This window comes from Arenimonas aestuarii (genome assembly GCF_054781715.1).
Genome location: NZ_BAAGTW010000001.1, coordinates 83,721 through 107,183 on the forward strand (window position 1 = coordinate 83,721; position 23,463 = coordinate 107,183).

Annotated in this window: 18 protein-coding genes; 8 read left to right on the forward strand and 10 right to left on the reverse strand. The window is 66.1% G+C overall.

What is annotated here, in order from left to right:
- Positions 1-2: 2 nt before the first annotated feature.
- Together ACYVJH_RS00410 and ACYVJH_RS00415 are read right to left on the reverse strand one after the other, a co-directional pair.
- A complete protein-coding gene (locus tag ACYVJH_RS00410; RefSeq protein WP_460452704.1) occupies positions 3-1,961 on the reverse strand; it encodes a SpoIIE family protein phosphatase in 1,959 nt (652 codons plus the stop codon).
- Positions 1,954-3,933, reverse strand: coding sequence for a SpoIIE family protein phosphatase (locus ACYVJH_RS00415; RefSeq protein ID WP_460452705.1), 1,980 nt, complete (start codon positions 3,931-3,933; stop codon positions 1,954-1,956). The genes ACYVJH_RS00410 and ACYVJH_RS00415 overlap by 8 nt, the downstream gene beginning before the upstream one ends.
- Before the next feature lie 143 nt (positions 3,934-4,076).
- Here ACYVJH_RS00415 and aceE point away from each other — a divergent pair, with 143 nt between their 5' ends.
- On the forward strand, positions 4,077-6,761 hold the full coding sequence (aceE, locus tag ACYVJH_RS00420; protein ID WP_460452706.1) for a pyruvate dehydrogenase (acetyl-transferring), homodimeric type: 2,685 nt from the start codon (positions 4,077-4,079) through the stop codon (positions 6,759-6,761).
- A gap of 53 nt (positions 6,762-6,814) precedes the next feature.
- Positions 6,815-9,865: an STAND family AAA ATPase gene (locus ACYVJH_RS00425; RefSeq protein ID WP_460452707.1), complete on the forward strand. Its 3,051-nt coding sequence runs from the start codon at positions 6,815-6,817 to the stop codon at positions 9,863-9,865.
- A gap of 651 nt (positions 9,866-10,516) precedes the next feature.
- Here the strand turns inward: ACYVJH_RS00425 and ACYVJH_RS00430 are convergent.
- From ACYVJH_RS00430 to ACYVJH_RS00445, 4 genes are all read right to left on the reverse strand, one after another.
- Positions 10,517-12,400: a S9 family peptidase gene (locus ACYVJH_RS00430; RefSeq protein WP_460452708.1), complete on the reverse strand. Its 1,884-nt coding sequence runs from the start codon at positions 12,398-12,400 to the stop codon at positions 10,517-10,519.
- Between the two features lie 113 nt (positions 12,401-12,513).
- Positions 12,514-12,975 carry a hypothetical protein gene (locus ACYVJH_RS00435; protein WP_460452709.1) on the reverse strand — a complete coding sequence of 154 codons (462 nt, stop codon included), beginning with the start codon at positions 12,973-12,975 and terminating at the stop codon, positions 12,514-12,516.
- A gap of 96 nt (positions 12,976-13,071) precedes the next feature.
- Complete coding sequence (locus ACYVJH_RS00440; protein WP_460452710.1) at positions 13,072-14,595, reverse strand: M20/M25/M40 family metallo-hydrolase; 1,524 nt, start codon at positions 14,593-14,595, stop codon at positions 13,072-13,074.
- A gap of 115 nt (positions 14,596-14,710) precedes the next feature.
- The gene (locus tag ACYVJH_RS00445; protein ID WP_460452711.1) at positions 14,711-14,911 is read right to left on the reverse strand and encodes a hypothetical protein; all 201 of its coding nucleotides are present in this window, start codon (positions 14,909-14,911) and stop codon (positions 14,711-14,713) included.
- Positions 14,912-15,051: 140 nt separating this feature from the next.
- Here ACYVJH_RS00445 and ACYVJH_RS00450 point away from each other — a divergent pair, with 140 nt between their 5' ends.
- Positions 15,052-16,200, forward strand: a complete 1,149-nt coding sequence (locus ACYVJH_RS00450; RefSeq protein ID WP_460452712.1) for a threonine aldolase family protein — start codon at positions 15,052-15,054, stop codon at positions 16,198-16,200.
- Between the two features lie 50 nt (positions 16,201-16,250).
- Positions 16,251-16,622 carry a VOC family protein gene (locus ACYVJH_RS00455; protein WP_460452713.1) on the forward strand — a complete coding sequence of 124 codons (372 nt, stop codon included), beginning with the start codon at positions 16,251-16,253 and terminating at the stop codon, positions 16,620-16,622.
- 15 nt (positions 16,623-16,637) lie between these two features.
- On the opposite strand, the gene ACYVJH_RS00460 is transcribed toward ACYVJH_RS00455, so the two are convergent.
- Positions 16,638-17,600, reverse strand: coding sequence for a helix-turn-helix transcriptional regulator (locus ACYVJH_RS00460; protein ID WP_460452714.1), 963 nt, complete (start codon positions 17,598-17,600; stop codon positions 16,638-16,640).
- A gap of 77 nt (positions 17,601-17,677) precedes the next feature.
- Between ACYVJH_RS00460 and ACYVJH_RS00465 the strand changes: the two genes are divergently transcribed.
- The 4 genes from ACYVJH_RS00465 (at position 17,678) to ACYVJH_RS00480 (ending at position 20,383) form a co-directional block, all read left to right on the forward strand.
- The gene (locus tag ACYVJH_RS00465; RefSeq protein ID WP_460452715.1) at positions 17,678-18,319 is read left to right on the forward strand and encodes a glutathione S-transferase family protein; all 642 of its coding nucleotides are present in this window, start codon (positions 17,678-17,680) and stop codon (positions 18,317-18,319) included.
- A 68-nt stretch (positions 18,320-18,387) separates the two neighbouring features.
- Complete coding sequence (locus tag ACYVJH_RS00470) at positions 18,388-18,627, forward strand: hypothetical protein (protein WP_460452716.1); 240 nt, start codon at positions 18,388-18,390, stop codon at positions 18,625-18,627.
- Positions 18,628-18,637: 10 nt separating this feature from the next.
- A complete protein-coding gene (locus ACYVJH_RS00475; protein ID WP_460452717.1) occupies positions 18,638-19,306 on the forward strand; it encodes a nitroreductase family protein in 669 nt (222 codons plus the stop codon).
- A gap of 78 nt (positions 19,307-19,384) precedes the next feature.
- Positions 19,385-20,383 (forward strand): RNA polymerase sigma factor, encoded by a 999-nt coding sequence (locus ACYVJH_RS00480; RefSeq protein ID WP_460452718.1) that lies wholly within the window; start codon positions 19,385-19,387, stop codon positions 20,381-20,383.
- Here the strand turns inward: ACYVJH_RS00480 and ACYVJH_RS00485 are convergent.
- Genes ACYVJH_RS00485 through ACYVJH_RS00495 form a run of 3 tightly spaced genes read right to left on the reverse strand, consistent with a single transcriptional unit; the run spans position 20,337 to position 23,463 of the window.
- A complete protein-coding gene (locus tag ACYVJH_RS00485) occupies positions 20,337-21,407 on the reverse strand; it encodes a serine hydrolase domain-containing protein (protein ID WP_460452719.1) in 1,071 nt (356 codons plus the stop codon). The genes ACYVJH_RS00480 and ACYVJH_RS00485 overlap by 47 nt on opposite strands.
- On the reverse strand, positions 21,404-22,633 hold the full coding sequence (locus ACYVJH_RS00490; RefSeq protein WP_460452720.1) for a DUF418 domain-containing protein: 1,230 nt from the start codon (positions 22,631-22,633) through the stop codon (positions 21,404-21,406). Before ACYVJH_RS00490 ends, ACYVJH_RS00485 begins: the two co-directional genes overlap by 4 nt.
- Positions 22,630-23,463, reverse strand: a complete 834-nt coding sequence (locus tag ACYVJH_RS00495; protein WP_460452721.1) for an AraC family transcriptional regulator — start codon at positions 23,461-23,463, stop codon at positions 22,630-22,632. Before ACYVJH_RS00495 ends, ACYVJH_RS00490 begins: the two co-directional genes overlap by 4 nt.

A 23,463-nucleotide genomic window follows, 5' to 3' on the forward strand; every position in this document is an offset into this window, starting at 1 on the left:
GCCTAGCCTCCCTGGATGTCGCGATGGCGGCGCAGCACCATCACGGTAATGTCGTCCGACTGCGGCGCCTCGCCGGCATGGCCCTGCACGGCCGCCAGGATGGCCTCGCACTGGGCGCTGGCGTCGAGCTCGCCCGACAGGGTGTCCAGCAGCCGTTGTTCACCAAAGGCAAGGTCATCGCGGTTGAATGCCTCGGTAACACCATCCGTATAAAGCACCAACGCATCGCCTGGATCAAGCCGGCCGTGCCAGGCCTCATACGCCTGGCCGGCCTCGAAGCCCAGCGGCGGGCCACCCGGCAGCGCCAGCCACGCCGGTGCCTGCCCGGCGCGCAGCAGGGCCGGCGCCTCGTGCCCGGCATTGGCCAGCGCCAGCTCGCCGGTGGCGAGATCGAGGCGACCGCAGAGCACGGTGGCGAACATGCAGGTGTCGTTGCCTTCGACCAGGTGCAGCGCGGCTTCGGCCAGCGCACGCGCGGGTGTGCCGCCCAGCTTCGCGGCGACTTCCAGCACCGTCATCGTGCGTGCCATGAACAGCGCCGCCGGCACGCCCTTGTCCGAGACGTCGCCCACGACGAACCACAGCCCGCCGTCGGTCTGCTCGAAGAAGTTGTAGAAGTCGCCGCCGACCGCCTTGGCCGGCTTGAGCACCGCGCCGACCTCGACCCGGGCGCCGGCGGCGCGCACTTCCCGCGGCGGCGGCAGCATGGCGAGCTGGATGTCGCGGGCGATGTCGAGTTCGCTTTCCAGTTTCTGGCGTTCGGTGGCCAGCCCGGCGATTTCGTCGAGCTGGAAACGGATCGAGTCGCGCGCCCGTTCCAGCGCCCGGGCCATCACGCCCACTTCGTCGCCGCGGGTGTCGTGCGGCACCGGCCAGTCGTATTCGCCCGCCGCGAAATGCCCGGCCGAACCGGTCAGCTCGCTCAGCGGCACGGTGATGCGGCGGGCCAGCCGGCGCACCAGCACGGCCACCACCAACGTCGCCACGCTGGCTCCCAGCGCCAGCCACAGGCCCTGTCGGCGCAGGTCGGCCAGGATGGCATCGTGGGACAGGGCCAGGTGCAGGCTCCAGCCGCTGGCGCCGATGGGTTCGAGCACCGAGTAGCGCCGCTCGCCCAGGCCGGGCAATTCGTGTTCGAACTGCAGGTGCTGGCGCGCGGCGTGGGCCTGGACGACGGCGGCCAGGTCGTCGCGGCCGTTTTCGCGGACATAGGTTTCAAAGTCCAGGTTCAGCGCGACGCCCGGATCCGGGTGCACCGCGATCGAACCGCCCGGCGACAGCAGGGTGGGGCGCTGGCCCGGTTCGGCGCGCAGGCCGTCGAGCAGTTCGCTGAGCCGGCGCACCGGCACGTCCAGGCTGACCATGCCGATGCCACGTCCGCTGCTATCGCGCAACGGCAGGTTCAGCGTTGTCATCCAGGTGCCGCCGGCGGTTTCGTTGAAATACGGGTCCGACCACCACGGGCCCTGGGCCGCCAGGGTGGCCTGGTACCAGCCCTGGGCCTGCACGTCGTAACCATCGGCGAGCATGTCGCGGTTGGCGACGCCGTGCACGTCGCTGCCGACATAGTGCGCCAGCGCTTCGCCGTCGGGCAGCACGCCCGGTTCCAGTGCCAGCAGGCCGCCCACGGCCGAAACGTCGGCGGCGACCATGGCTTCCATGGCGGCGATCCACTCGTCGCGGTCCAGGGTAAGGCGTTGCTGCAGGCCGGCGACGCCTTCGACCGTGATGCGCACCGAATCCAGGGTGGCCTGCAGCCGATCGCTGGCCTGGCGGGCCTCGAAGCGGGTGCGGGCCTCGGCTTCGGCCACCAGCTGGCGCTGCGCGGCGACATAAGCCACCGTGAAACCCAGCAACAGCAGCAGGCCCACCAGCAGGCCGAACCAGAGCATCAGCCGCGTGCGCAGGCTTTGCCGCCAGGGAACCCGGACTTCGGTCTTGCGCAGGCGCAGCTCATTCATCGGTGGCTTCCCGGTAGCGCAGTGCCAGCAGGGTGATGTCGTCGGATTGCGGGGCCTCGCCGGTGAACCGGTGCACGGCCCGGGCCAGCGTGTCGCACAGCGCCGCGGGTTCAAGCGCCGGGTCCAGCGCGGCCATCAGTCCCTCTTCACCAAACGCCTTGTTGTCCACGTCGAAGGCTTCGGTGATGCCATCGGTATAGAGCAGCAACGTGTCGCCCGACGCCAGCCGGCCATGCCACACCGGATAGGTTTCCGCGACTTCCACGCCCAGCGGCCCGGTCGTGGGCACGGGCAGGAACTCGCGGCGTCCGTCCGCATGCAGCAGCACCGGCGCCTCGTGCCCGGCACTGGCCAGCGACAGCCGGCCGCCGCGCAGGTCGAGCACGCCGCAGAGCACGGTGGCGAACATGCAGGTGTCGTTGCGCTCGGCCAGGTGCGCGGCCGCTTCGGCCAGGGCGGCGCCGGGCGAGCCGCCGGATTCAGCCGCCACTTCCAGCACCGTCATCGTGCGCGCCATGAACAGCGCCGCCGGCACGCCCTTGTCGGACACGTCGCCGATGACGAACCACAGCACGTGGCTGTCGCGCCGGAATACGTTGTAGAAATCACCGCCCACGGCCTTGGCCGGTTCCAGCAGGCCCTGCCACTGCACCGCCGAACCGTTCTCGCGCAGGCGTCCGTCCGGCGGCAGCATGCCGCGCTGGATGTCGCGGGCGATGTCGAGTTCGGATTCCAGCTTCTGGCGCGCCCTTCCCATTTCGGTGATCTCGCGCATCTGCTGCTTGAGCGAGGTGCGGGCGCTGTCGAGGGCGCGCGCCATCACGCCCACTTCGTCCTTGCGCTCGGTATGGCCAAGCGGATGGTCGAACTCGCCCCGGGCCAGGCGCCCGGCCGAGTCGGTCAGGTCCTCGATGGGCCGGGCGAGGCGGGTGGCGTGCCGGCGCACGGCCCACACGCACAGCGCCACGCCCAGCAGGCCGCCGCCCAGTCCCCACAGGGTGACCTCGTCGAGCTGGGCCAGGATGACCCGCTCGGGCACGCTCAGCGCGAAGCTCCAGCCGCTGTCGCCCACCGGCCGGGCGAAGCTGTAGTGGCGCTGGGTGGGCTCACCGTCGCTGCCCGGCACGTCGTGCACGAACTCCAGCGGCATCCGCCGCTTCAGTGCGTCGGCCAGCGGCGCCAGGTCCGGGCGGCCGTGCTCGCGGATCACCGCGTCCAGGGGCCCGCGATGGTTGAGCTGCGGGTGCACGACCACCTGGTGTTCGGGCGAGAACAGCATGGGCACCAGCGCCGGGTCGTCGACCAACTGCCCCAGCTGCGCCCGCAGGCGGCGCACCGGCACGTCCAGGCTGACCATGCCGATGGCGCCTCCTTCGATGCTTTCGCTGCCGGGGCGGTATAGCGGCAGGTTGTAGGTGACGAACAGGTCGCCGGCGGTGGCGTCGTTGGCATAGGCCTCCGACCACCAGGTCTGGTTGGTGCCGACGGTGCGCGTGTACCAGGGCTCGATGCGGAAATCGGCATAACCCAGTTCCGACAGCCGGCTTTCCAGCCGCACCGGGCCCTGCCGGCGCACGTACCAGTCGAAGCCCGGGTCCTCGGGGCCCAGGCGGCCGGGCTCCAGGGCGATCATGACCCCGGCGATGGCCGGGTCGGCCTCCAGCGTGGCCGTCATCAGGGCACGCAGGTCCATGGGCTGGCGGCCCAGGCCCGAGGCGGCGCCGGCCAGGGTGCGGCCGCTGACCTGCACCGAATCGAGCGTGGCCTCCAGCCGGCCGGCGGCCTGCTGGCTCAGGCCGCGCATCTCGGCCTGGGTATTGGCGATCAGGACGCCGCGAATGGCCAGGTAGAAGATGAGCGCCACCGCCGCCAGCAGCAGGATGCTGGTGAGGCTGGTCCACAGCGCCAGCCGGGTCCGCAGGCTGCGGCGCCAGGGAATGGTGCCGCCGAGCGTATGCCTCGAATCGTGCATGCCTCCTCCCGTCCCCCGCCAGCAGCATAACCATCCGGCGCGAAGACGGCGCCAAGGCCCAGGACAGGCGGCCTGCGTTAAACTCCGAGCCTTGACTCTAAAATCATCTGGCCGCGCCTGATTGCCGGCCTCAGGAAGACGGAATGAACTGGCTGACCGACGCTCTGGAAAACGACCTCGACCCCACCGAAACCCGCGAGTGGATCGAGTCCATGAAGGCCGTGCTCGACGCCGACGGCCCCGAGCGCGCCCACCACCTGCTGCAGCGCATGGTCGAGCTGACCCGGCGCGCCGGTGCCCACCTGCCGTTCCAGCCCACCACCGAATACGTCAACACCATCCCGCCTCACCTGGAGACCAAGGGCGACGGCGACGCCGCGATGGAGTGGCGCATCCGCTGCATCATCCGCTGGAACGCCATGGCCACGGTCGTGCGCGCCAACCGCAAGCCCGGCGACCTGGGCGGCCACATCGCCAGCTTCGCCTCCGGCGCCACGCTGTACGACGTCGGCTTCAACCACTTCTGGCGCGCGCCGAGCGAAAACCACCCGGGCGACATCCTCTACATCCAGGGCCACAGCTCGCCGGGCATCTATGCCCGCAGCTTCCTGGAAGGCCGCATCAGCGAAAACCAGCTCGACAACTTCCGCATGGAAGTCGACGGCAAGGGCATTTCCAGCTACCCGCACCCGTGGCTGATGCCGGACTACTGGCAGACGCCCACCGTTTCCATGGGCCTGGGCCCGATCAGCGCCATCTACCAGGCGCGTTTCCTGAAGTACCTGGAAAGCCGCGGCCTGATAGAACCCAGCGACCGCAAGGTCTGGTGTTTCCTGGGCGACGGCGAGACGGACGAGCCCGAGAGCCTGGGCGCGATCGGCGTGGCCGGCCGCGAAGGCCTGGACAACCTGGTCTTCGTCGTCAACTGCAACCTGCAGCGCCTGGACGGCCCGGTGCGCGGCAACGGCAAGATCATCCAGGAGCTGGAAGGCAGCTTCCGCGGCGCCGGCTGGAACGTGATCAAGCTGATCTGGGGCAGCTACTGGGACCCGCTCCTGGCGCGCGACACCGACGGCATGCTCAAGAAGCTGATGATGGAAACCGTCGACGGCGAATACCAGAACTGCAAGGCCTTCGGCGGCGAGTACACCCGCGAGAACTTCTTCGGCAAGTACGAGCAGACCAAAAAGCTGGTGTCGAACCTGAGCGACCGCGACATCGCCCGCCTCAACCGCGGTGGCCACGACCCGCACAAGGTCTACGCCGCCTACGACCGCGCCGTGAAGCACAAGGGCCAGCCGACCGTGGTGCTGGCCAAGACGGTGAAGGGTTATGGCATGGGCACCTGGGGTGAGTCCCTGAACCCCACGCACCAGACCAAGAAGCTCGACGACTCGGGCGTCAAGGCCTTCCGCGACCGCTTCAACATCCCCATCAGCGACGACAAGCTGGCCGAGGTGCCGTTCTACCACCCGGGCGAAAAGTCGCCGGAGGTGGAATACCTGCGCAGCCGCCGCGAAAAACTGGGCGGCTACCTGCCGCAGCGCCGCCAGAAGACCAGCAAGAAGCTCGAAGCCCCCAAGCTCGAGGTCTTCGAACGCCTGCTCAAGAGCACCGGCGAGCGCGAAAACTCCACCACCATGAGCTTCGTGCAGGCGCTGAACATCGTGCTGCGCGACAAGCAGGTGGGCCCGCGCTGCGTCCCCATCGTGGCCGACGAAGCGCGCACCTTCGGCATGGAAGGCCTGTTCCGCCAGATCGGCATCTACGCGCCGGAAGGCCAGAAGTACAAGCCGGTCGACGCCGATCAGCTGATGTACTACCGCGAGGACAAGACCGGCCAGGTGCTGGAAGAGGGCATCACCGAAGCCGGCGCCTTCAGCAGCTGGATGGCGGCGGCGACCAGCTATTCGTCGTCCGACGTGCCGATGCTGCCCTTCTACATCTACTACTCCATGTTCGGCTTCCAGCGCATCGGCGACAGCGCCTGGCAGGCGGCCGACATGCGCGCCCGCGGCTTCCTGCTGGGCGCCACCGCCGGCCGGACCACGCTCAACGGCGAAGGCCTGCAGCACGAAGACGGCCACAGCCACCTGCTGGCCGGCGCCATCCCGAACTGCCGCGCCTACGACCCGACCTTCGGCTTCGAAGTGGCGGTGATCCTGCAGCACGGCATGAAGCGCATGCTCGAGGACCAGGTGGACGAGTACTACTACCTGACCCTGATGAACGAGGCCTACACCCACCCCGACATGCCCAAGGGCGCCGAGGACGGCATCCTCAAAGGCATGTACCTGCTCAAGGACGCCGGCAAGCCCAAGAAGGGCGAGCTGCGCGTGCAGCTGATGGGCAGCGGCACCATCCTGCGCGAAGCCATCGCCGCCGCCGAACTGCTGGACAAGGACTTCGGCGTCACCGCAGACATCTGGAGTTGCCCCAGCTTCACCGAGCTGCGCCGCGACGGCTTCGACGTGGAGCGCTGGAACCGCTTCAACCCGGAAGCCAAGTCACCGCGCAAGGCCTACGTGACCGAATGCCTGGAGGGCAGGCAGGGGCCGGCGATTGCAGCGACCGACTACGTGCGGGCCTTCGCCGACCAGATCCGCGCCTTCGTGCCGATGAACTACACCGTGCTGGGCACCGATGGCTTCGGCCGTTCCGATACCCGCGCGAACCTGCGGCGGTTCTTTGAGGTTGATCGGTACTACATCGCCCATGCGGCGGTGGCCGCTTTGGCTGCCGAGGGCCGTATGAACGGGAAGGATGTTGCGCGGGCGCTTAAGCAGTACAAGATTGATACTGACCGAGTAAACCCAACGCAAGCGTGATTGATGGCATGCGATCACCTGAATCAATGGTCCAATAGATTGGAAGACTGCCTTTGAGCATAGTTCTTCTCCACCTAAGCGATTTGCACGTCAAGTCGGCCGCTGCGCCCATATTGTCAAGAGCTGAGCAGATCGCGGGAACGCTCAATTCGCGCGTACATTCCGCTTCGCTAGTCGTAATTGCGCTGACTGGCGACATCGGCTTTTCAGGAAAAGCCGAGGAATATAAGGCCGTTGAAACTTTAATTGAGCGCCTGCGCGATCTTATTGCAAAAGAGACGAGCGCAGATATTCGAGTGCTTGTTGCGCCCGGAAACCATGACTGTGACTTTTCTCTCTGTAATGAAAGTCGAGTCAACAACATTGCAGCTCTTACATCGAGGCAACACGAAGTAAAGGTTGATGAATCTGTGATCGACAGCTGTACGTCGGTGCAGAGGGCGTTCTTTGACTTTAGAGAGCGCGTTGAGAACTGGGAGCAAGTGAACGACGACAAACTATGGCGGTCAAGCGCGGCAGTTGTAGATGGAGTTACCGTTCGCTTTGATACCCTCAATGTTTCCTGGGTCTCGCGGCTAAAGGAGCAGAGGAATCTCTACTTTCCGATTGATCTATACGCAGATAGGGCTGCCGATAGTGCGAATGTCAGGCTGCTTTTCATGCACCACCCCTTCAACTGGTATCACCAGACGAAGTATCGGGAAATGCGAAGCTTCCTTAGGCGTATCTCCAGTGTGATCTTCACGGGTCATGAACATGAGGGCGTTGTCGGCCTTATCGATGACACAGAGTCCGAAAGGAGTGCATTCGTAGAGGGCTGGGTGTTGCAGCACGATTCTCAAGACCTCAGTGAAACCGGCTTCAATATTCTCGAGATTGATGTCCAGAAGAAGGAGTTCAACTGCACCGCCTATAGGTACAGTAAGGGCGCCTATCGGCCCTCACCTAGCGGCTCTTGGGAAGAGTTCCACGAGCTCCCCGCTATCGGACAATCCTCACTTAGCCTAAGAGTCGAGTTCCTTAAGAAGATCAGGGACCCTGGTGCACTTTTCCTTGCGCACGGAGGAGAGCCAACGCTCGACGATCTCTACGTATACCCCGACCTGAAGGTCATGGGCTCGCCGCGAGCGCGGCGGAAGTTTCTCGACGCGCGGAGCCTTCGGGAGCCTGACCAGACACGAGGCGGTGTGATCGTAGAGGGCGATGATCGAAGCGGTTGCACAAGTCTCTTGCACCAACTCTATATCTCGTATCACTCAATCGGCTTCGCTCCAGTTCTGATTCGTGGCGCCGATATAAAGCACGCATCCAATCGAGAAATAGATTCTGTATTGAAGCGAGCAATCAAAGCGCAATATGAGGACGAGTCGGTTGAGTCCGTTTTGCAAAGCCCGAAAGCCAAGAAGATCATCCTGATTGACGACTTCGACGAGTGCCCGCTCGACGACTCAACTAGCAGGGCGGCGATCATTTGTGCATTGAGAAGCAGATCTGATCATTCCGTGATTACGGTTGGGAAGTTGTTTGAAGTTAAGGAGATGGTTGAGCGAGGTTCCGAGAATGAACTCGCATCAATGACGCACTACGAATTGCAGCTATTCGGATTCAAGAAGCGCGGCGAGCTTATCGAGCGTTGGTTCACGCACAACTCTGTGAATGCTGGCCAGGGTGAAGGTCAGTTCATTGCGAAATGCGATGTCGCGGAGAAGCTGATCAATACAGCGATGGATAAATCAATAATTCCATCGTCACCACTCTACCTCCTGGCACTGCTGCAGAGCGTAGATGCTGGGAATAGTGCAGAGCTGAAGGAAAGTGCGCTTGGCCACTACTATCACTTTCTCCTCACGCAGGCGTTTGCTGCTGCGGGCGTAGCAAGCAATAAGTTCACCGAGATGTTTGACTATGTCGCTCATCTGGCCTGGCGCTTTCATGAGAGCGGCCGAAGCGAGTTAACTCATGGTGAACTGAAGGAGTTCAACGCGTGCTTTAGCGAGGAATGGACTCCCGTAGAGTTTTCTCCGCGGTTGGAGACGCTACTGTCCGCGAAGGTGCTACATCGCGTGGGAGATTCTTACGCCTTTCGCTACCCTTATATGTACTATTACTTGAAGGGGATGCGGCTGGCAAAACTGCTCGGGGAAGAGTCTTCGCGAGCGTACGTGGAGCATTGCTGTAGCCACCTTTATGTACGTGACTACGCCAACACTGTTCTATTTCTCGCCCACCATACCGACGATGATTGGCTCTTGGCGAAGATCTCTGCGGCGCTTGTGGGTCTATTTCGGGACGTACAAGAAGTGCAGTTTGGCGACGATACGTTGCCAATTCTCCAGCTAATTTCTAACGCTCCAAAGCTGACATTTGGTAGGGCGGATCCACGAGCTGCTCGAGCAGAGAGAAATGAGCGAAGGGATGACAACGAACATGATAGTGATGATGGGCTGCTAGACGCGGAGGCTGCCAGCGATAATTTGCCACTTGCCGCGAAGCTGGCCATGCTCTTCAAGACAATTGACATTCTCGGGCAGGTACTCAAGAACCAGTATTCCTCGATCAAGCGATCTCGAAAAAGGGAGCTGCTCAAGGAGCTGTTCAATGGGCCGCTAAGGGCCTTGGCAAGCTTCTATCGCTTTTACGAAGAAGGTCCCGACAAATTCTCAGAGCAAATTACGAAGTTGTTAGAAGCGCGAGGTGGGGCCGATTCAAGTGAGGCAGCTGCACGGCGCGTCGTAGCAAATGTGGTACTTGGAGTCACTTGTGGAATTTTGCATCGCGGCTCCAGGAGCGCAAACTCGGAAGATCTTTTGGAAGACGTTCAGCTAGTTGTGCGAGAGAACGGTTCGGCCGGTTTTCAGCTTATGGAGCTTGCTGTGCTACTTGATTCCGCAAAGGATCTTCCCAGAGTTCAGATATCAAAGCTCCTCCTAGAAGGAGGTGGCAATATACTCATTGAGATGATCGTTTCGCTCTTGGTTATGAATCGACTTTATATGTTCAAGACTAGCAAGTCTGACATGAACTGGGTAAGTAACAATTTGAACATTGCCATAGAGATCCAACATCAGATTGCTTACCAGAACTCTGGTAGGCAGATAGGCTAGTCAGTTGGTGTGTGATCACCACTCAGGGTGGTATTGCTTTTGGATGCACTCTTGGACGTTTGGTTGCACGAACTAGCTAGGAAGCTTTGAATACTCCTCTCCAAGAGTCTCTAGCAGCTCGAAGAATTCATCCTGATCGAAGCCTTCGATTGCCGTCCATTCATCTCCTGTGCGTTGAGTCGGGTACCGGTATCTGAGGCTGGGTGATTCGTTGGATAGAAGGTCTTCTTCGAACGGGGCTCCGTCGATTGATTCCATGGGGAGGCGAAATCCATGCTCGCTATCGTCATACAGCTCTCGCGCACGCTCTGCGAGCGTGTCGAGACGATGGTGGGGAGGAAATCGCTCATCCGGAGATCTTTGAAGAATTGCACCCTTCAGAAACAGTTCTACCGAATGTGCAGCCAGAAGCATAACTACGGAAGCGTTTGCCCACGATTGCTGCGTTTCATTCACTATTATGCGGTGGCAAAAGTCCATCGCTGCCTGGCGATACGATTCCGCCAATTCTAGGAATCTATCGCTCGTGGGTGTCTCGCGCTCTCGCCAGTTGGTAATCATCTTTCCGTGCTCAGGTCTTCCCGGTTTGTGGTTGAAAGCTTCTTTTTGGCTCTGATGGCAAAGTTCGTGTGTGGTTGCGTGAAGTAGGGATTATTCAGCCAAATGCGTCCCAAGGAAGCGCGTCAGTATGAGCGTGGAGCTCACCCTGTTGGGTTCCTTGCGCCACCCATGCCCTTCATCCGGAAACAACACGTACTCCACCTCAACCCGGCGCTTCCCCAACACCTCCACAATCTGCTCCGCCTCCACCACCGGCACGTTGGTGTCGTTGGCGCCATGCATCACCAGCAGCGGCGTCGTCACCCGGTCCAGCTTGTGGATCGGCGACAGGTCGCGCAGCAGCTGCGCCTGGGTTTTCGGGTCGCCGTATTCGCTGGTTGAAATCGCCGCCATCCACGGCTCGCTCTGGGCGAAGAAGGTTTCGAAGTTGACCATGCCGAACAGGTTCACTGCGGCGGCGAAGGTGTCGGGGAACTCGGTCACGCCCACCATGGTGGCGTAGCCGCCGTAGCTGCCGCCCATGATGCCCAGGCGGTCCTTGGCGCCGATGCCCTCGCGCACCAGCCAGTCGGCGGTGGCTTTGATGTCCTTATTGGCGTCGAAGCGGCCGGCTTGGTTGTCCAGGGTCATGAAGGCCTTGCCGAAGCCCGACGAGCCGCGGATGTTTGGTGCGAACACGGCGATGCCGCTGGCCAGCAGGGCCTGGTAGTCGCTGCGGAAGGCGGGCACTTCCTGGCCTTCGGGGCCGCCGTGGAAGCTCAGCACCACCGGGCCCGGGGCTTTGAAGTCCTTGGGCAGGTACAGCCAGCCCGAGAGCTCCAGGCCGTCGAAGGATTCGTAGGTGCGCAGCTCCGGCTTCACCAGGGTGGCCAGGTCCACGCCCGGGTGCGGGCTCCAGGTGAGGCGGGTGTACTTGCCGCTGGCGAGGTCCAGTTGCCACAGGTCGGGCGGGGTCGTTGAGCCGGCCAGCGACAGCACGGCGTGTTTGCCGTCCGGGGCGATGTCGGCGGAATACACCAGTTCGGCCGGCGCGGCGGGCAGGGAGCTGCGCTTGCCGTCGGTCAGCGAGATGCGTTCGATTTCATGGCGGCCGGCCACGTTCCACACCAGCAGCGCGAAGCTGAAGTCCTTGCTCAGCAGGAAGTCGTCGAGCTCGGCTTCGTCGCGTTCGGCCAGCGTCACCGGCGCGGACGCCTTGCCGTCGGCGCCGATGTCCACGCGCCCGAACACCATGTTGTCGCGGTCCAGGTTGTGGCCCAGGTACACGGTATTGGTGTCGCGCCCGAACTGCCCGAAGGCCGACGCCGTGCCTTCGTGCGGAGTGAGCAGGATGCGCTCGCCGGTGCGCAGGTCACGCCGGTAGGCGTTGACGTCGCCGCGCGTCACCAGCTTCCATTCCAGCGCGTGCTCCCCCTTGAGGTCGGCGATGCCGCCAAAGCCGTCCGCTTCGAAGGCCATCGTGGCCTTGCCGGTTTTCGGGTCCCAGATCCAGGGGTCGGTGATGGACGGACTCCGCGCGTTGCTGCGGAAGTGGTAACGCCCGTCGTCGGCGAAGTCGCCCAGGAAGGTATTGGCCTCGCCGTCGTCGTCCATGGCGATGGTGTCGGTGCCCGTGGTCGTGGTCAGCAGCAGCCGGGCGTTGTAACCGCCGCCGGGCGACACCGCATAAGCCAGCCGGCCGTCGGGCGACCAGCGCACGCCGTTGGCGGCATCGGGCCCGGCGCTCACCGCCCGCGGGTAGCCCCCCTCGGCCGGCAGCAGCCAGACCTGCGACACGCCGCTGATGTTGGTGTGGAAGGCAATCCACTGCCCGTCGGGCGAATACTGCGGCCCCGTGGCGCTGGCCATGCGGGCCATGGCCGTGATCCGGGCCTCGAGCTCGGCATCGGCGGCGGAGGAGGCGTCCTTGGCCAGCCCGGGCAGGGCGGTCAGCAACAGCGAAGCAACAAGGGCGAAACGGACTGGCGTAGACATACCTGCTTCCCTCCCCAGGGTATTTAGGGGCCAACGTAGCAGGTGGGCGGGACCGGCCGAGGTTTTTTCTCAGGTTCGGACCCTGGGCGGCAGCCCGGCGTCCACGGTCATCGTTATCGCGAACAGCGTGCCCCGTAGGCCGGCCGGTTGCCCACGGCCACGGCGTCGGCTTCCGACATGTAGCGGCCGCGTTTTGTTGCGCCGTAATACCGCGTGCCCGGGCAGTGATAAACCCCGGAGCTGGTGTTGACCCAGACCTCCGTGCTGCGTGCCTGCGGTTCGGCGATGAGGCCTTGTTTGGCAGCGGACTGTCCGGTGCGCGCAGCAGCGGGGGAATAACGTTTCCCGTATGCGGCCCGGTAACCGGATTCGGTTGCTTCCGATTCGCTCAGGTATTTCCCGCGCTTGGTGTTGCCGTAGTACTGGGTTCCGGGGCAGTGGTAGACGCCGGAGTTGGTGTTCACCCAGACGCGGGAGGCATCGTCCGCCGCCAGGGCGACGGGTGCCAGCCACGCCAGGCTCAGCAGGAGGGTCAGCAGGGCTGCGAAGCGGGTAGCGGTGCGGTATTCGGGCATGAGGCTTCCTCCGGAAGCTGCCTACCCTCCTGTCACGCGTCCGGGGCCGCTAAACGGCCAGCCATCTCAGCGGGGCACGTTTCGTCTTCCCGGCGCTCAATTCTTGGTATTGGCCAGCGCGTACAGGAACTCGGCGTAGAACAGCGCCTGCCGGTCGATGCCCGCGAGCTTGGGGTCTTCGGCATCAATCAGGTACCACTCGTCCGGCGCGTGCGCTTGGCCGCCCTGGCCGATGCCGACGAACACCGCCGGCAACGACACCGGCGGGTCGGTGAAGCGGTAGCCGGGCCAGGAGCCGGCCAGGCGCGGGGTCAGGGTGTGGGGCACGTCGGCGCCCGCCAGCGCGGTTTCCAGCGCCTTGACGATGGCGGCGTCGCGCGGCGTTTCGGTCGGGCCGTAGATGCCACCCGGCACGATCTGGATATCGTCAAAGCCCCGCTTGTCGAGATGGGCGCGCAGTTTCGCCACCACCTCGTCGGCCTGCATGTCGGGCACCAGCCGGAAATCGAGCTTCGCCTCCGCGCGCGAGGGAATCGAGGTCTTGCCACCCGGGCCGGTGTAGCCGCCCACCAGGCCCTGGATGGTCACCGTGGGCTGCGAAGCCAGGCGCACCAGGCTGCTGCGGTAATCCTCGCCGGCGATCCAGCCCTGCACCTTCAGCTCTTTCTTGGCCGCGGCTTCCGCGCCCGGCCGGATGCCCGCCTCGATCAGGGCGATCTGTTCGTCCGACAATGGCCGCACGTCGTCCATCCAGCCATCAATGGCCGGCGTATAGCCGTCGTCCGCGACGAGGGTGTCCAGCGCTTTCACCAGGCGCCAGGCTGGATTCTCCACCGACGCGCCCATGGAGGAGTGGATTTCCATTCCGGGGCCACGTCCCGACCTGGCGCCGTCGGCCACCAGCTGCACTTCCGCCACGCCCTTGGCGCCCAGGTAGATCTCGACGCTGCCGTCGTCGCCCTGCCAGGCGACCGGCAGGATCACGCCCACGGATTCGGAAAGCGCCTTGGCGACCTCGGGGTCGCCGGTGATCTGGCCGAAATTCTCGGAGCCCGTTTCTTCTTCGCCCTCGGCCACCAGCACGATGTTCACCGGCAGCGGCGTGCCCGTGGTCCTGAAGGCGCGGATCGCCGTCAGCAGGGTGGCCTCCGGGCCCTTCTGGTTGATCGCACCGCGCCCGATCAGCACGGTCTTGCCGTCGCGCTCGACCAGCCGGCCTTCCAGCGGCGGCTGGCTCCACTCGTGTGCTTCGAACTGCTTGACGTCGTACATGAAGTAGACGGCCAGCGTCGTCGGCGCGCCGGCATCCAGGCGGGCAAACACGCCAGGGGCCCCATCGGTCGGGATGATGCGTGCCGTATCGAAGCCGGCGTCGAGCAGCATGCGCTGCATCAGCTCGGCGCCTTCCTGGCGGTTGAGCTTCTCGGCATTGATCGAGGGCAGCGCGATCCACTCGCGCAGGCGGCTTAGCGCCTGGTCGTGGTCGGCGACGATCGCGTCACTGAGGGCTGCCCGCGTCTGGGCCGGCATCACCGGCGGGGCGGCGGGTGCCGCGGTTGCAAGGCAGGTTCCACAGGCCAGGCCGAGGCCCAAGGTAAGCAGGGTCTTGCTCAGCATCATCGTTACGCCTTCCAAGCGTGATCGAGTGCCGAGTATGCCGGGCCCGCTGCCGCCGGTGAAAGCGAAAGGCAGCGGGCCGGCCTGTTACCGGAACCGGGTTCTCAGAAACGATGAATCAGCAGCGACCGCGACGGTCGCCGTGGCCCATATGCGCGTCCACGGCGGAGCGCGGCAGCTGCATGGTCTTCTTGCCCTTGTGGCAAACGGTGACGGTGTCGCCGCCGGCCTTGGCCGAGCCGTAATAGCCGCCGCGGGAACCGTAGGTACCGCAGGCGCTCAGGCCGGCGGCCAGCATCAGCACGATGATGAGCTTCATGGAGGCACTCCTTCTTATTGTGGGTGGGTCACGCGGGCGCGCAGGCGCACCAGTCCGCATTGACCCTCCTACATAGCGCCCGGCATGCTGACGCTGCAATGAACGCCGCCATGGGGGCGACGGAACGCGCCGGAGTTCACATGGATCGCCGTCATTTCCTCGCCACCGGCGCACTGGCCACGGCCTCGACCCTGTTGCCGGCGTCGGCATCGGCCACAGCCGCGGCATCGGGGCAGGAGACCCTGTTCCAGGCCGTGAACTTCTACTCCGACGGCCTGGCGCTTTCCCCGCGCGAATACGCCGTGTCACTGGAGGAAGCGACAAGGCGAACCGGCTTCACGCCCGACAACTATTCCCGCGGCGGCGCCGTCGAAGCGCTGGAGGCGAAGTTCGCCGCGCGCCTGGGCAAGGAAGCCGCAATCTTCCTGCCCACCGGCACGCTGGCCAACCACCTGGCCGTGCGCAAGCTGGCCGGCAACAGCCCGCGCGTGCTGGTGCAGGCCGAAAGCCACCTCTACAACGACACCGGCGACGGCGCCCAGGCGCTCAGCGGGCTCACCCTGCTGCCGCTGGCGCCCGGCCGGGCCAGCTTCACCGTGGAAGAGGCCAAGGCCTGGGCCGCGCGCACCGCCGGCGGCCGCGTCGAATCGCGCATCGGCGTGCTGTCCATCGAAAGCCCGGTGCGTCGCCAGCAGCATCGTTTTTTCGACGTCGACGAACTGGCGCGCCTGTGCGACTGGGCGCGCGAGCAGGGCATCCGCCGGCACCTGGACGGCGCGCGCCTGTTCAACCTGCCCCAGCACACGGGCCGGTCGGTGAAGGAGTACGCGGCGCTGTTCGACACGGTGTACGTGTCGGTGTGGAAACACTTCAACGGCGCCACCGGCGCCATGCTCGCCGGCGACGCCGGTTTCATCGAGGGCCTGTACCACACGCGCCGCATGTTCGGCGGCGCGCTGCCGGCCGCCTGGCCGTCCATCGCCTTCGTCGACCAGTACCTGGACGACTACGAAGCCAACTACGCCAAGGCCTGGCAGGCCGCCGACCAGGTCATCGCCCTGCTCGAAGCCAGCGGCCGTTTCACCGCCCGCAAACTCGACAACGGCACCAGCACCTTCCTGCTAAGGGCCGAGGGAATCACCGCCACGGCGCTGTCCGAGCGAGCCTCGGAACACGGCGTTCTGCTGCCCCGTTATCCCGACGACGTCACCGAATTCCCGCTGCAGGTGAATACCTCGCTGCTGCGCAAATCGCCTGAAGTCGTGGCGCGGGCCCTGCTGGGTTCCTGAGCGCCGCTCCGGGCATATCATCGTGTCGCCGCCGCCACCAGGAGAGCCCCATGAACCTCGGCAACTTTTCGCTCAGCCTCGCCGTCAAGGACATCAAGGCCTCGCGGGCCTTCTACGAAGCCCTGGGCTTCACCGCCTTCCACGACCAGATGCAGCACAACTGGCTGATCATGAAAAACGGCGACACCGTGATCGGCCTGTTCCAGGGCATGTTCGAAAAGAACATGCTTTGTTTCAATCCGGGCTGGGACAACAACGGCCAGCCGGTGGATCCGTTCACCGACGTGCGCGAGCTGCAGCGCCAGCTCAAGGCCAGGGGCATCACGCCGGTCAAGGAAGTGGACGAAGGCGGCTCCGGACCGGGCGCGTTCATCGTCGTCGATCCCGACGGCAACCCGGTGCTGCTGGACCAGCACCGCTGATCTGAAACAGCGCGCTCAGGCCGGTGCGGGTGCGGCGAACATCGCCGCGGCCTGTGCCAGCAGGCGCTGGATTTCATCCGGGTCTTCGGTGCAGTCGACCAGCGTCATCGGCCGTCCGACCATCAGCACCTGCGCCACCAGCGCCCCGGGGCTGTCGGCGCCGATCCGCAGCAGGCTGTGCGTGTCGGACTCGGCTTCCAGGACGCCGAACCACAGCGGCATCACCGCTTCGAGCTCGGCGACCGTGCCTTCCAGGCGCAGCGTCGCGCGGCAGCTGAAGGGGGAATAGGCGATGCCACGTTCCAGTCGCTGCGCCACGTCGGCCGGCACGGCGCGCGGCGCGAAGGCTGCACCCACCCGCGGCGGCGCCTCGATGCGGTCCACCCGGAAACTGCGCCAGTCCGCGCGCGTGGTGTCCCAGGCCAGCAGGTACCAGCGGCGGCCGTAGTTGGCCAGGCGCAGCGGTTCGGCCTCGCGCCGGCTCGTTTCACCGGCGTGGTTGCGGTAGCCGAATGACAGCCTGCGGAAGTCGCGGCAGGCGGTGGCCAGCGCTTGCAGCAGGTCGGCCTGCACCAGCGGCGGCGCATTGCGCAGGGACAGCGTGACCGCATGCAGGGCGCTGGATCGGCGGCGAAGGCGCGTGGGCATCATCTGGTCCAGCTTGCCCAGCAGCCGCAGCGAGGTGTCTTCGATGCCACCGACGTAGGCCGTGGCCGCGCGCAGCGCCAGCGCCAGGGCCACGGCTTCCTCGTCGTCGAGCACCAGCGGCGGCAGGTCGGCGCCGCGGCCCAGCGCATAGCCGCCGCCGACGCCGGACGAGGCCTCCACCGGATAACCCAGTTCTCGCAGGCGGTCGACGTCGCGGCGCACGGTGCGGGTATCCACGCCCAGCTCATCGGACAACGCCGCGCCGGACCAGTGCCGCCGCGATTGCAGCAGGCTGGCCAGGCGCAGCAGGCGGGCGGAGGTCGACAGCATGCCGGCAGCCTATCGAGGACAGTAAATGTCCGCAATTGAGACTAGGCTGCTTGCATCCGCCCACCCAAGGAAACGCCATGGCCACGCCCGCGCTCACGCTGTACCACAACCCCAAATCCCGTTCGGCTGGCGCGCGCGTGCTGCTCGAAGCCCTGGGCGTGGAGTACGCGATCAAGGTGGTCGATTTCGCCGCCGGGGAAACCCGCGCGCCGGAATTCCTGGCGATCAACCCGATGGGCAAGTTGCCGACGCTGGTGCACGGCGATGCGGTGGTCACCGAGCAGGTCGCCATCACCCTCTACCTGGCCGACCGGTTCCCGGAAGCCGGCCTGGCGCCGGCCCTCGACCACCCGCAACGCGGCCCCTACCTGCGCTGGCTCGCCTTCTACGCGGGCTGTTTCGAACCCGCGCTGATGGACCACGCCTTCAAGCGCGCGCCGATCGATCCGTCCACGTCGCCCTACCGCGACTACGACACCGTCATCCAGACCCTGGCGGACCAGCTCGGGCGCCACGACTACCTGCTGGGCGACACGCTGACCGCCGCCGACCTGCACTGGGGCACGGCACTGAAGTGGACCACCAACTTCGGCATCGTGCCCAAGCTGCCGGTGTTCATGGCCTATATCGACCGCGTCTGCGCGCACCCGGCCTGCGTGCGCGCGGGCGAACTGGACGAAGCCTTGGCGGCCACGATGCCAGGCCCGGCCCAGGCCTAGTCGGCGGTGGCGCCATCGGTGCGTCGACGCGTCTAGAATCGGGGCTTCCCACTCCAGGCCAACTCCCGATGATGAAATACGGCTTCGCCCGACTGCTCACTTCCGTGCTCATTCTTGCCGGCCTGGCCATGTCGGTCCTGGGCCTGGTTATGGCTGCCGCCAGCCTGATGTCCTACAGCGCCGTGCTGATGGTGCCGTCGAGCCTGGGCATCGCGGTGGGCGGCGTGCTGCTGGCGCTGGTGGGGTTCGGTTTCCGGGCCCTGTTCGACATCGCCGAATCGCTGCTGGCCACCCGTGGCGCATCCTGAGAATCCAGCCATGCCTGCTGCCCGCACCTGTCCACTGCCGCCACCGCCCGCGCTCGACGACGAAGAGCGACTGGCGCGGGCACGCGCCTTCGCCCAGATGCTGGCGCAGCGCCGCACCGTGCGTGACTTCGCGCCGACACCGGTGCCGCGCGCCGTCATCGAAGCCTGCCTGCAGGCCGCCGGCACCGCGCCCAGCGGCGCCAACCAGCAGCCCTGGTCCTTCGTCGCGGTGTCGGACCCGGCGCTGAAGCAGAAGATCCGCGTCGCCGCCGAAACCGAGGAGCGCGAATTCTACGAACGCCGCGCCCCCGAGGAATGGCTTGAAGCCCTGGCCCCGCTCGGCACCGACGACCACAAACCCTTCCTTGAAATCGCGCCCTGGCTGATCGCGGTGTTCTACGAACGCACCGGCCCGGAAGTGGACGGCCGCAAGGCCAAGCGCTATTACCCGCACGAATCCACCGGCATCGCCTGCGGCATGCTCATCGCCGCCCTGCACCAGGCCGGCCTGGCCACGCTGACGCATACGCCCAGCCCCATGGCCTTCCTCAACGAACTGCTCGAGCGCCCGCGCAACGAAGTGCCCTACCTGTTGCTGGTCGTCGGCCATCCCGCGCAGGGCTGCCAGGTGCCGGACATCCACCGCAAGTCGCTGGAAGACATCGCCCACTTCCGCTGACCGGCAGGACGCTGGCGGCGGATGTCACATTGTTTGCCCCGGTTCGTAGGTTGTTGTGACTATCCTGCGAGCACAGCCATGAGCCCCGACATCCTCAATACCCTGATCGAACGCGACCTGCCTGCCGCCCAGGGCGGCGACACCGTGGCCTACGGCCGCCTGGTGGCGGCCACCCAGCGCATGGTGGCCAGCGTGGCATTGGCCATCACCCGCGACCTGCAGGCCAGCGAAGACATCGCCCAGGACACCTTCCTCACCGCCTGGCAGCGCCGCGGCCAGCTGGACAACCCGCAGAGCTTCCTGCCCTGGCTGCGCCAGGTCGCGCGCAACCGCGCCATCGACCACGTGCGTGCGCGTCGTTACCGGGAGACGCCGGTGGATCCACTCGAGCATCTGTCAGACGTTGCTGCCGAGCCCGGCCACGGGCCTGCGGACTTGCACGAGCGCTCGGAACAGGCCCGCCACCTCGCCGAAGCCCTGGACGAGATTCCGGAAACCAGCCGTGATGTCCTGCTGCTCTACTACCGCGAGGGCGAGCGCAGCGCCGACGTCGCCGCCTTGCTGGGCATCAGCGACGCCGCCGTGCGCAAGCGGCTGCAGCGCGGCCGGGATGCGCTTCGCGAGCAACTGCTCAAGCGCCTGTCCGCCGTCGCCCGGGAAAGTGCGCCCGGCGTGGCCTTCACCGTCGCCGTGGGCGTCGGCCTGGCCGGTTCGGGCACCGCCGGCGCAGCCGTCGCCACCGGTGCCGCGGCCAAGGCGACCGGCTGGAGCGTCAAGGCCGTACTGGGCGTGCTGGGCGCCCTGGCCGCGTCGGTCACGCTGGTGGTCGGCGCGGTCTGGCTGGAAGTGCGCCTGCTCCTGCGCCGGGCCCGCAGCGACGCCGAGCGCCGCTCGCTGGTGCACAACGGCATCGTCTACGCCGCGCTGATGGCCACCTACATGGTGGTCCTGTCCTGGGCCAATTACGCCGACTGGTCGGCGCTGCAGGTCATCCTGGCGGCGGTGGCCTTTTCGCTGGCGATCTTCCTGCTTACCTACGAACGGGTCCGCTCGCGCCGTCGCCATCGCCGGGAGTGACCTGTGCAGCCTGTACAAGCTCGGGCAGGATGCGCGTACCCATCCACTGCATCGGCTCCATGGCATCGGGCCGGTTGTAGCGTTTGCCGGCGAAGGCAATGCTCGCGCGCAGCCCGGGGAACAGGAACAGGTAATTGCCGCCGTTGCCCCAGGCCATCCACACCGGCTGGTCGCCGAGCTTCGGGCCGCGGGCGCGATCTAGCCACCACAGGTAGCCGTAGCGCTGTGACCGGCCGGGCACGGGCGTGTGTTCGGTGGTCATCGCCGCAATCCAGTCGGCGCTGACCACGCGCTGGCCTTCGAACTCGCCGCGCTGGATCACCATCTGCCCGATCCGCGCCAGGTCGCGCGGATGCAGGGCGAGATGGCCACCGGTATCGGTGTCGCGGCCGCGGTTCCAGGTTTCCCAGGCGGCGTTTTGAATGCCCAGCGGGCCGAACAGGTTCTTCTGCGCGAAGGCGGGCACCGGTTCGCCGGTGGCATTGGCCAGGATGCGCCCCAGGGCCACGACGTTGCCGGTGCAATAGGAAAAACGCGTGCCCGGTGCGTCGCGCATCGGCTGGCTGGCCCAGAAGCCGAGCCAGTCGCGTTTGCGGTACATGGTGTCTTCGTGGCCGGGCGATCCGCGCGTCCAGTCGTCGCAGTCGAGCCCGCTGCGCATGGTCAGCAGGTCCTGCAGGCGCATGGCCTGTTTGCGCGGGTCGTCGGCGAAGGCGTCGGCCAGTTCCGGCAGCAGTTCGACGACGGGGGTGTCCACCGACCCGATATGGCCGCGGTCGATGGCGATGCCCACCAGAAGCGCGGTGATTGATTTGGTCGCCGAGCGGATGTCGCGACCCTCGGCCGGCAGGCGCTCGCCGTAGCCTTCGGCGAACACCTGGCCGTCGTGCATCACCACCAGGCCATCAATGCCCCGGTGGTCGCCGGCCGCGATCTCGTCGGCCAGCGATTGCACGGCGCTGGCCTGCGCGCCGCCGGCGAGAAGGCCCGCCAGGAAAACCAGGATACGCGGCTTGAATTTCATCGGGCTCTCCTCGTGCTTTCGCTCAGGACTTTGCTTCGTCGCATGGGCTGGACCTGCAGGTAGGTCAGGCTCCGCCACAGCCACTCCAGCGGACCGAAGCGGAACCGCGCCAGCCACCAACGGCTGGCCGCCAGCTGCAGCGCCAGGATCAGGGCGCTCACGGCCACGGTGCCGGCCAGTCCGATCCGGCCGCCGAATCCGAGACCGATGCCGTAGAACAGCACGATCGCAATGAACGTCTGGCCAATGTAATGCGTCAGCGCCAGGCGACCCAGCGGTGCCAGTTGTCCGATCAGTCGCCGCCACGCCGGCCGCTGGTACAGCAGCACCAGGCCCGCCAGGTACAGCAGGCCCATGGCCAGCGGCGCGGCGAAACGCCCGAGCCGCATGAGCATCTTTCCCGGCTCGCTGCCGAGCCAGGGCAGGGCCTCGCCGAAGACGCCGGCCTTGCGCACTGCGAAGAAGACGGTGAGCCCGCCGCCGACCAGCAGCATCGAGAAGAACAGCCGCCGCCAGAACCGCAGGTGTTTTTCCGGCTGCTCCAATACGCCGCTGCGACCCAGCGCCGCACCGATCATCAGCCGGCCAAGCACGTAGGCCGGCAGGAACCAGACGGCGATGCGCATGCGCAGGTCACGCTCGAGGTTGCCCGAGAGCAGGGTGCCGAGCTCGTCCGAGCGGAACGCGACCAGCGCCCGCGCCGCGGACTCCGGGCTGCCGATCTGCGGCGGCAGCAGGCCGGGGACCACGGGCTGCAGCCACACCGGCAAGCCGACGCAAATCACCACGCCCAGCGCGGCAAGCCAACGGTCCGGCAGCCGCGCCAGCGGGATCAGCAAAAGCCCGAGTACGGCGTAGTAGCGCAGGATGTCGCCCCACCAGAGCAGGTAGGCGTGCACCAGGCCGAAAGCCAGCAGCAGCGCCAGCCGGCGCAGGTAGCGCCGCGTGCCCGAGGGATCGCTGGCGGCGCGCTGCCGCTGGATCGCGAAACCCACTCCGAACAGCAGCGAGAACAGGGTGATGGAGGTGCCGTCGACCAGGGCGGCCATGAAGGGCTGCAGCCACGCGTCGATCGCGGCGCCGGGCAGGCCGGCGCGTTCGTCGGCCGGCAGCAGGTCGTAGAGGCTCAGGCTGCGAAGGTTGACCAGCAGCACGCCGAACAGCGCGAAGCCCCGCAGGGCGTCGAGCAGTTCGGAACGCTCGCCCTGCGGCGTGGCGCCCGTCAAACCGACTTCAGCCACTGTCGCGGCGACAGCCCGCACGCCGAGGCGAAGGCCCGCGAGAGCGCCGCGCCGCTGCCATAACCGACCTGCTGGGCAACCCGCTCGAGTTTGTCGCCGCGGCGCAGTGCCTCCTGGGCCAGCGTGATGCGATAGCCGGTGAGGTAGGACGATGGCGGCGTGCCGACACGTTCGGCGAACACCTCCGCGAAGCGGCTGCGCGACATGCCGGCGACCGCGGCGAGCGCGTCGAGCGTCCACGGCCTTGCCGGCGCGTCGTGCATCGCCGCCAGCGCCCGCGCCAGCTGCGGGTGGCCCAGGCCGGCCAGCGGCCCGCTTTGCACCAGGCCGCTGTCCAGGAGGTGGCGCAGCAGCAGCACCAGCACCGCGTCGAACAGCCGGTCCACCAGCACCTGGCGGCCACAGCGCTGCGCGAACGCTTCGTCGAACAGCAGCTCGAGCACCGGCCGTGCGCCGGGCAGGGCCGACAGCGGCAGCTGCACGTAGGCGGGCAGCGCGCGCGTGACCGGATTGGCCGCGCCGCCGCTGAAGTCGAGGTTGGCGCAGGCCATGTCGGCGCCGGCGCTGGCGTCGGTGATGAAACGATGGGCCAGCGGCCGCGGGTAGAACAGCAGGCTGGGTTCGTGCACGGCGTGTTCTTCGCCGGCGTGCCTCACCGTCAGCGGCCCGCGCCGCACCAGGTGCAGCTGGCCCAGCCCGTTGTCATCGAAGTCATTGATGCCGCACAGCGGCCCGCTGTGGAACATGCGCGCGCTGACGCTGAAACGCTGCAGCAGGCCCTGCAGGCGATCGACCTGGGTCACGTGGCCGGGCAT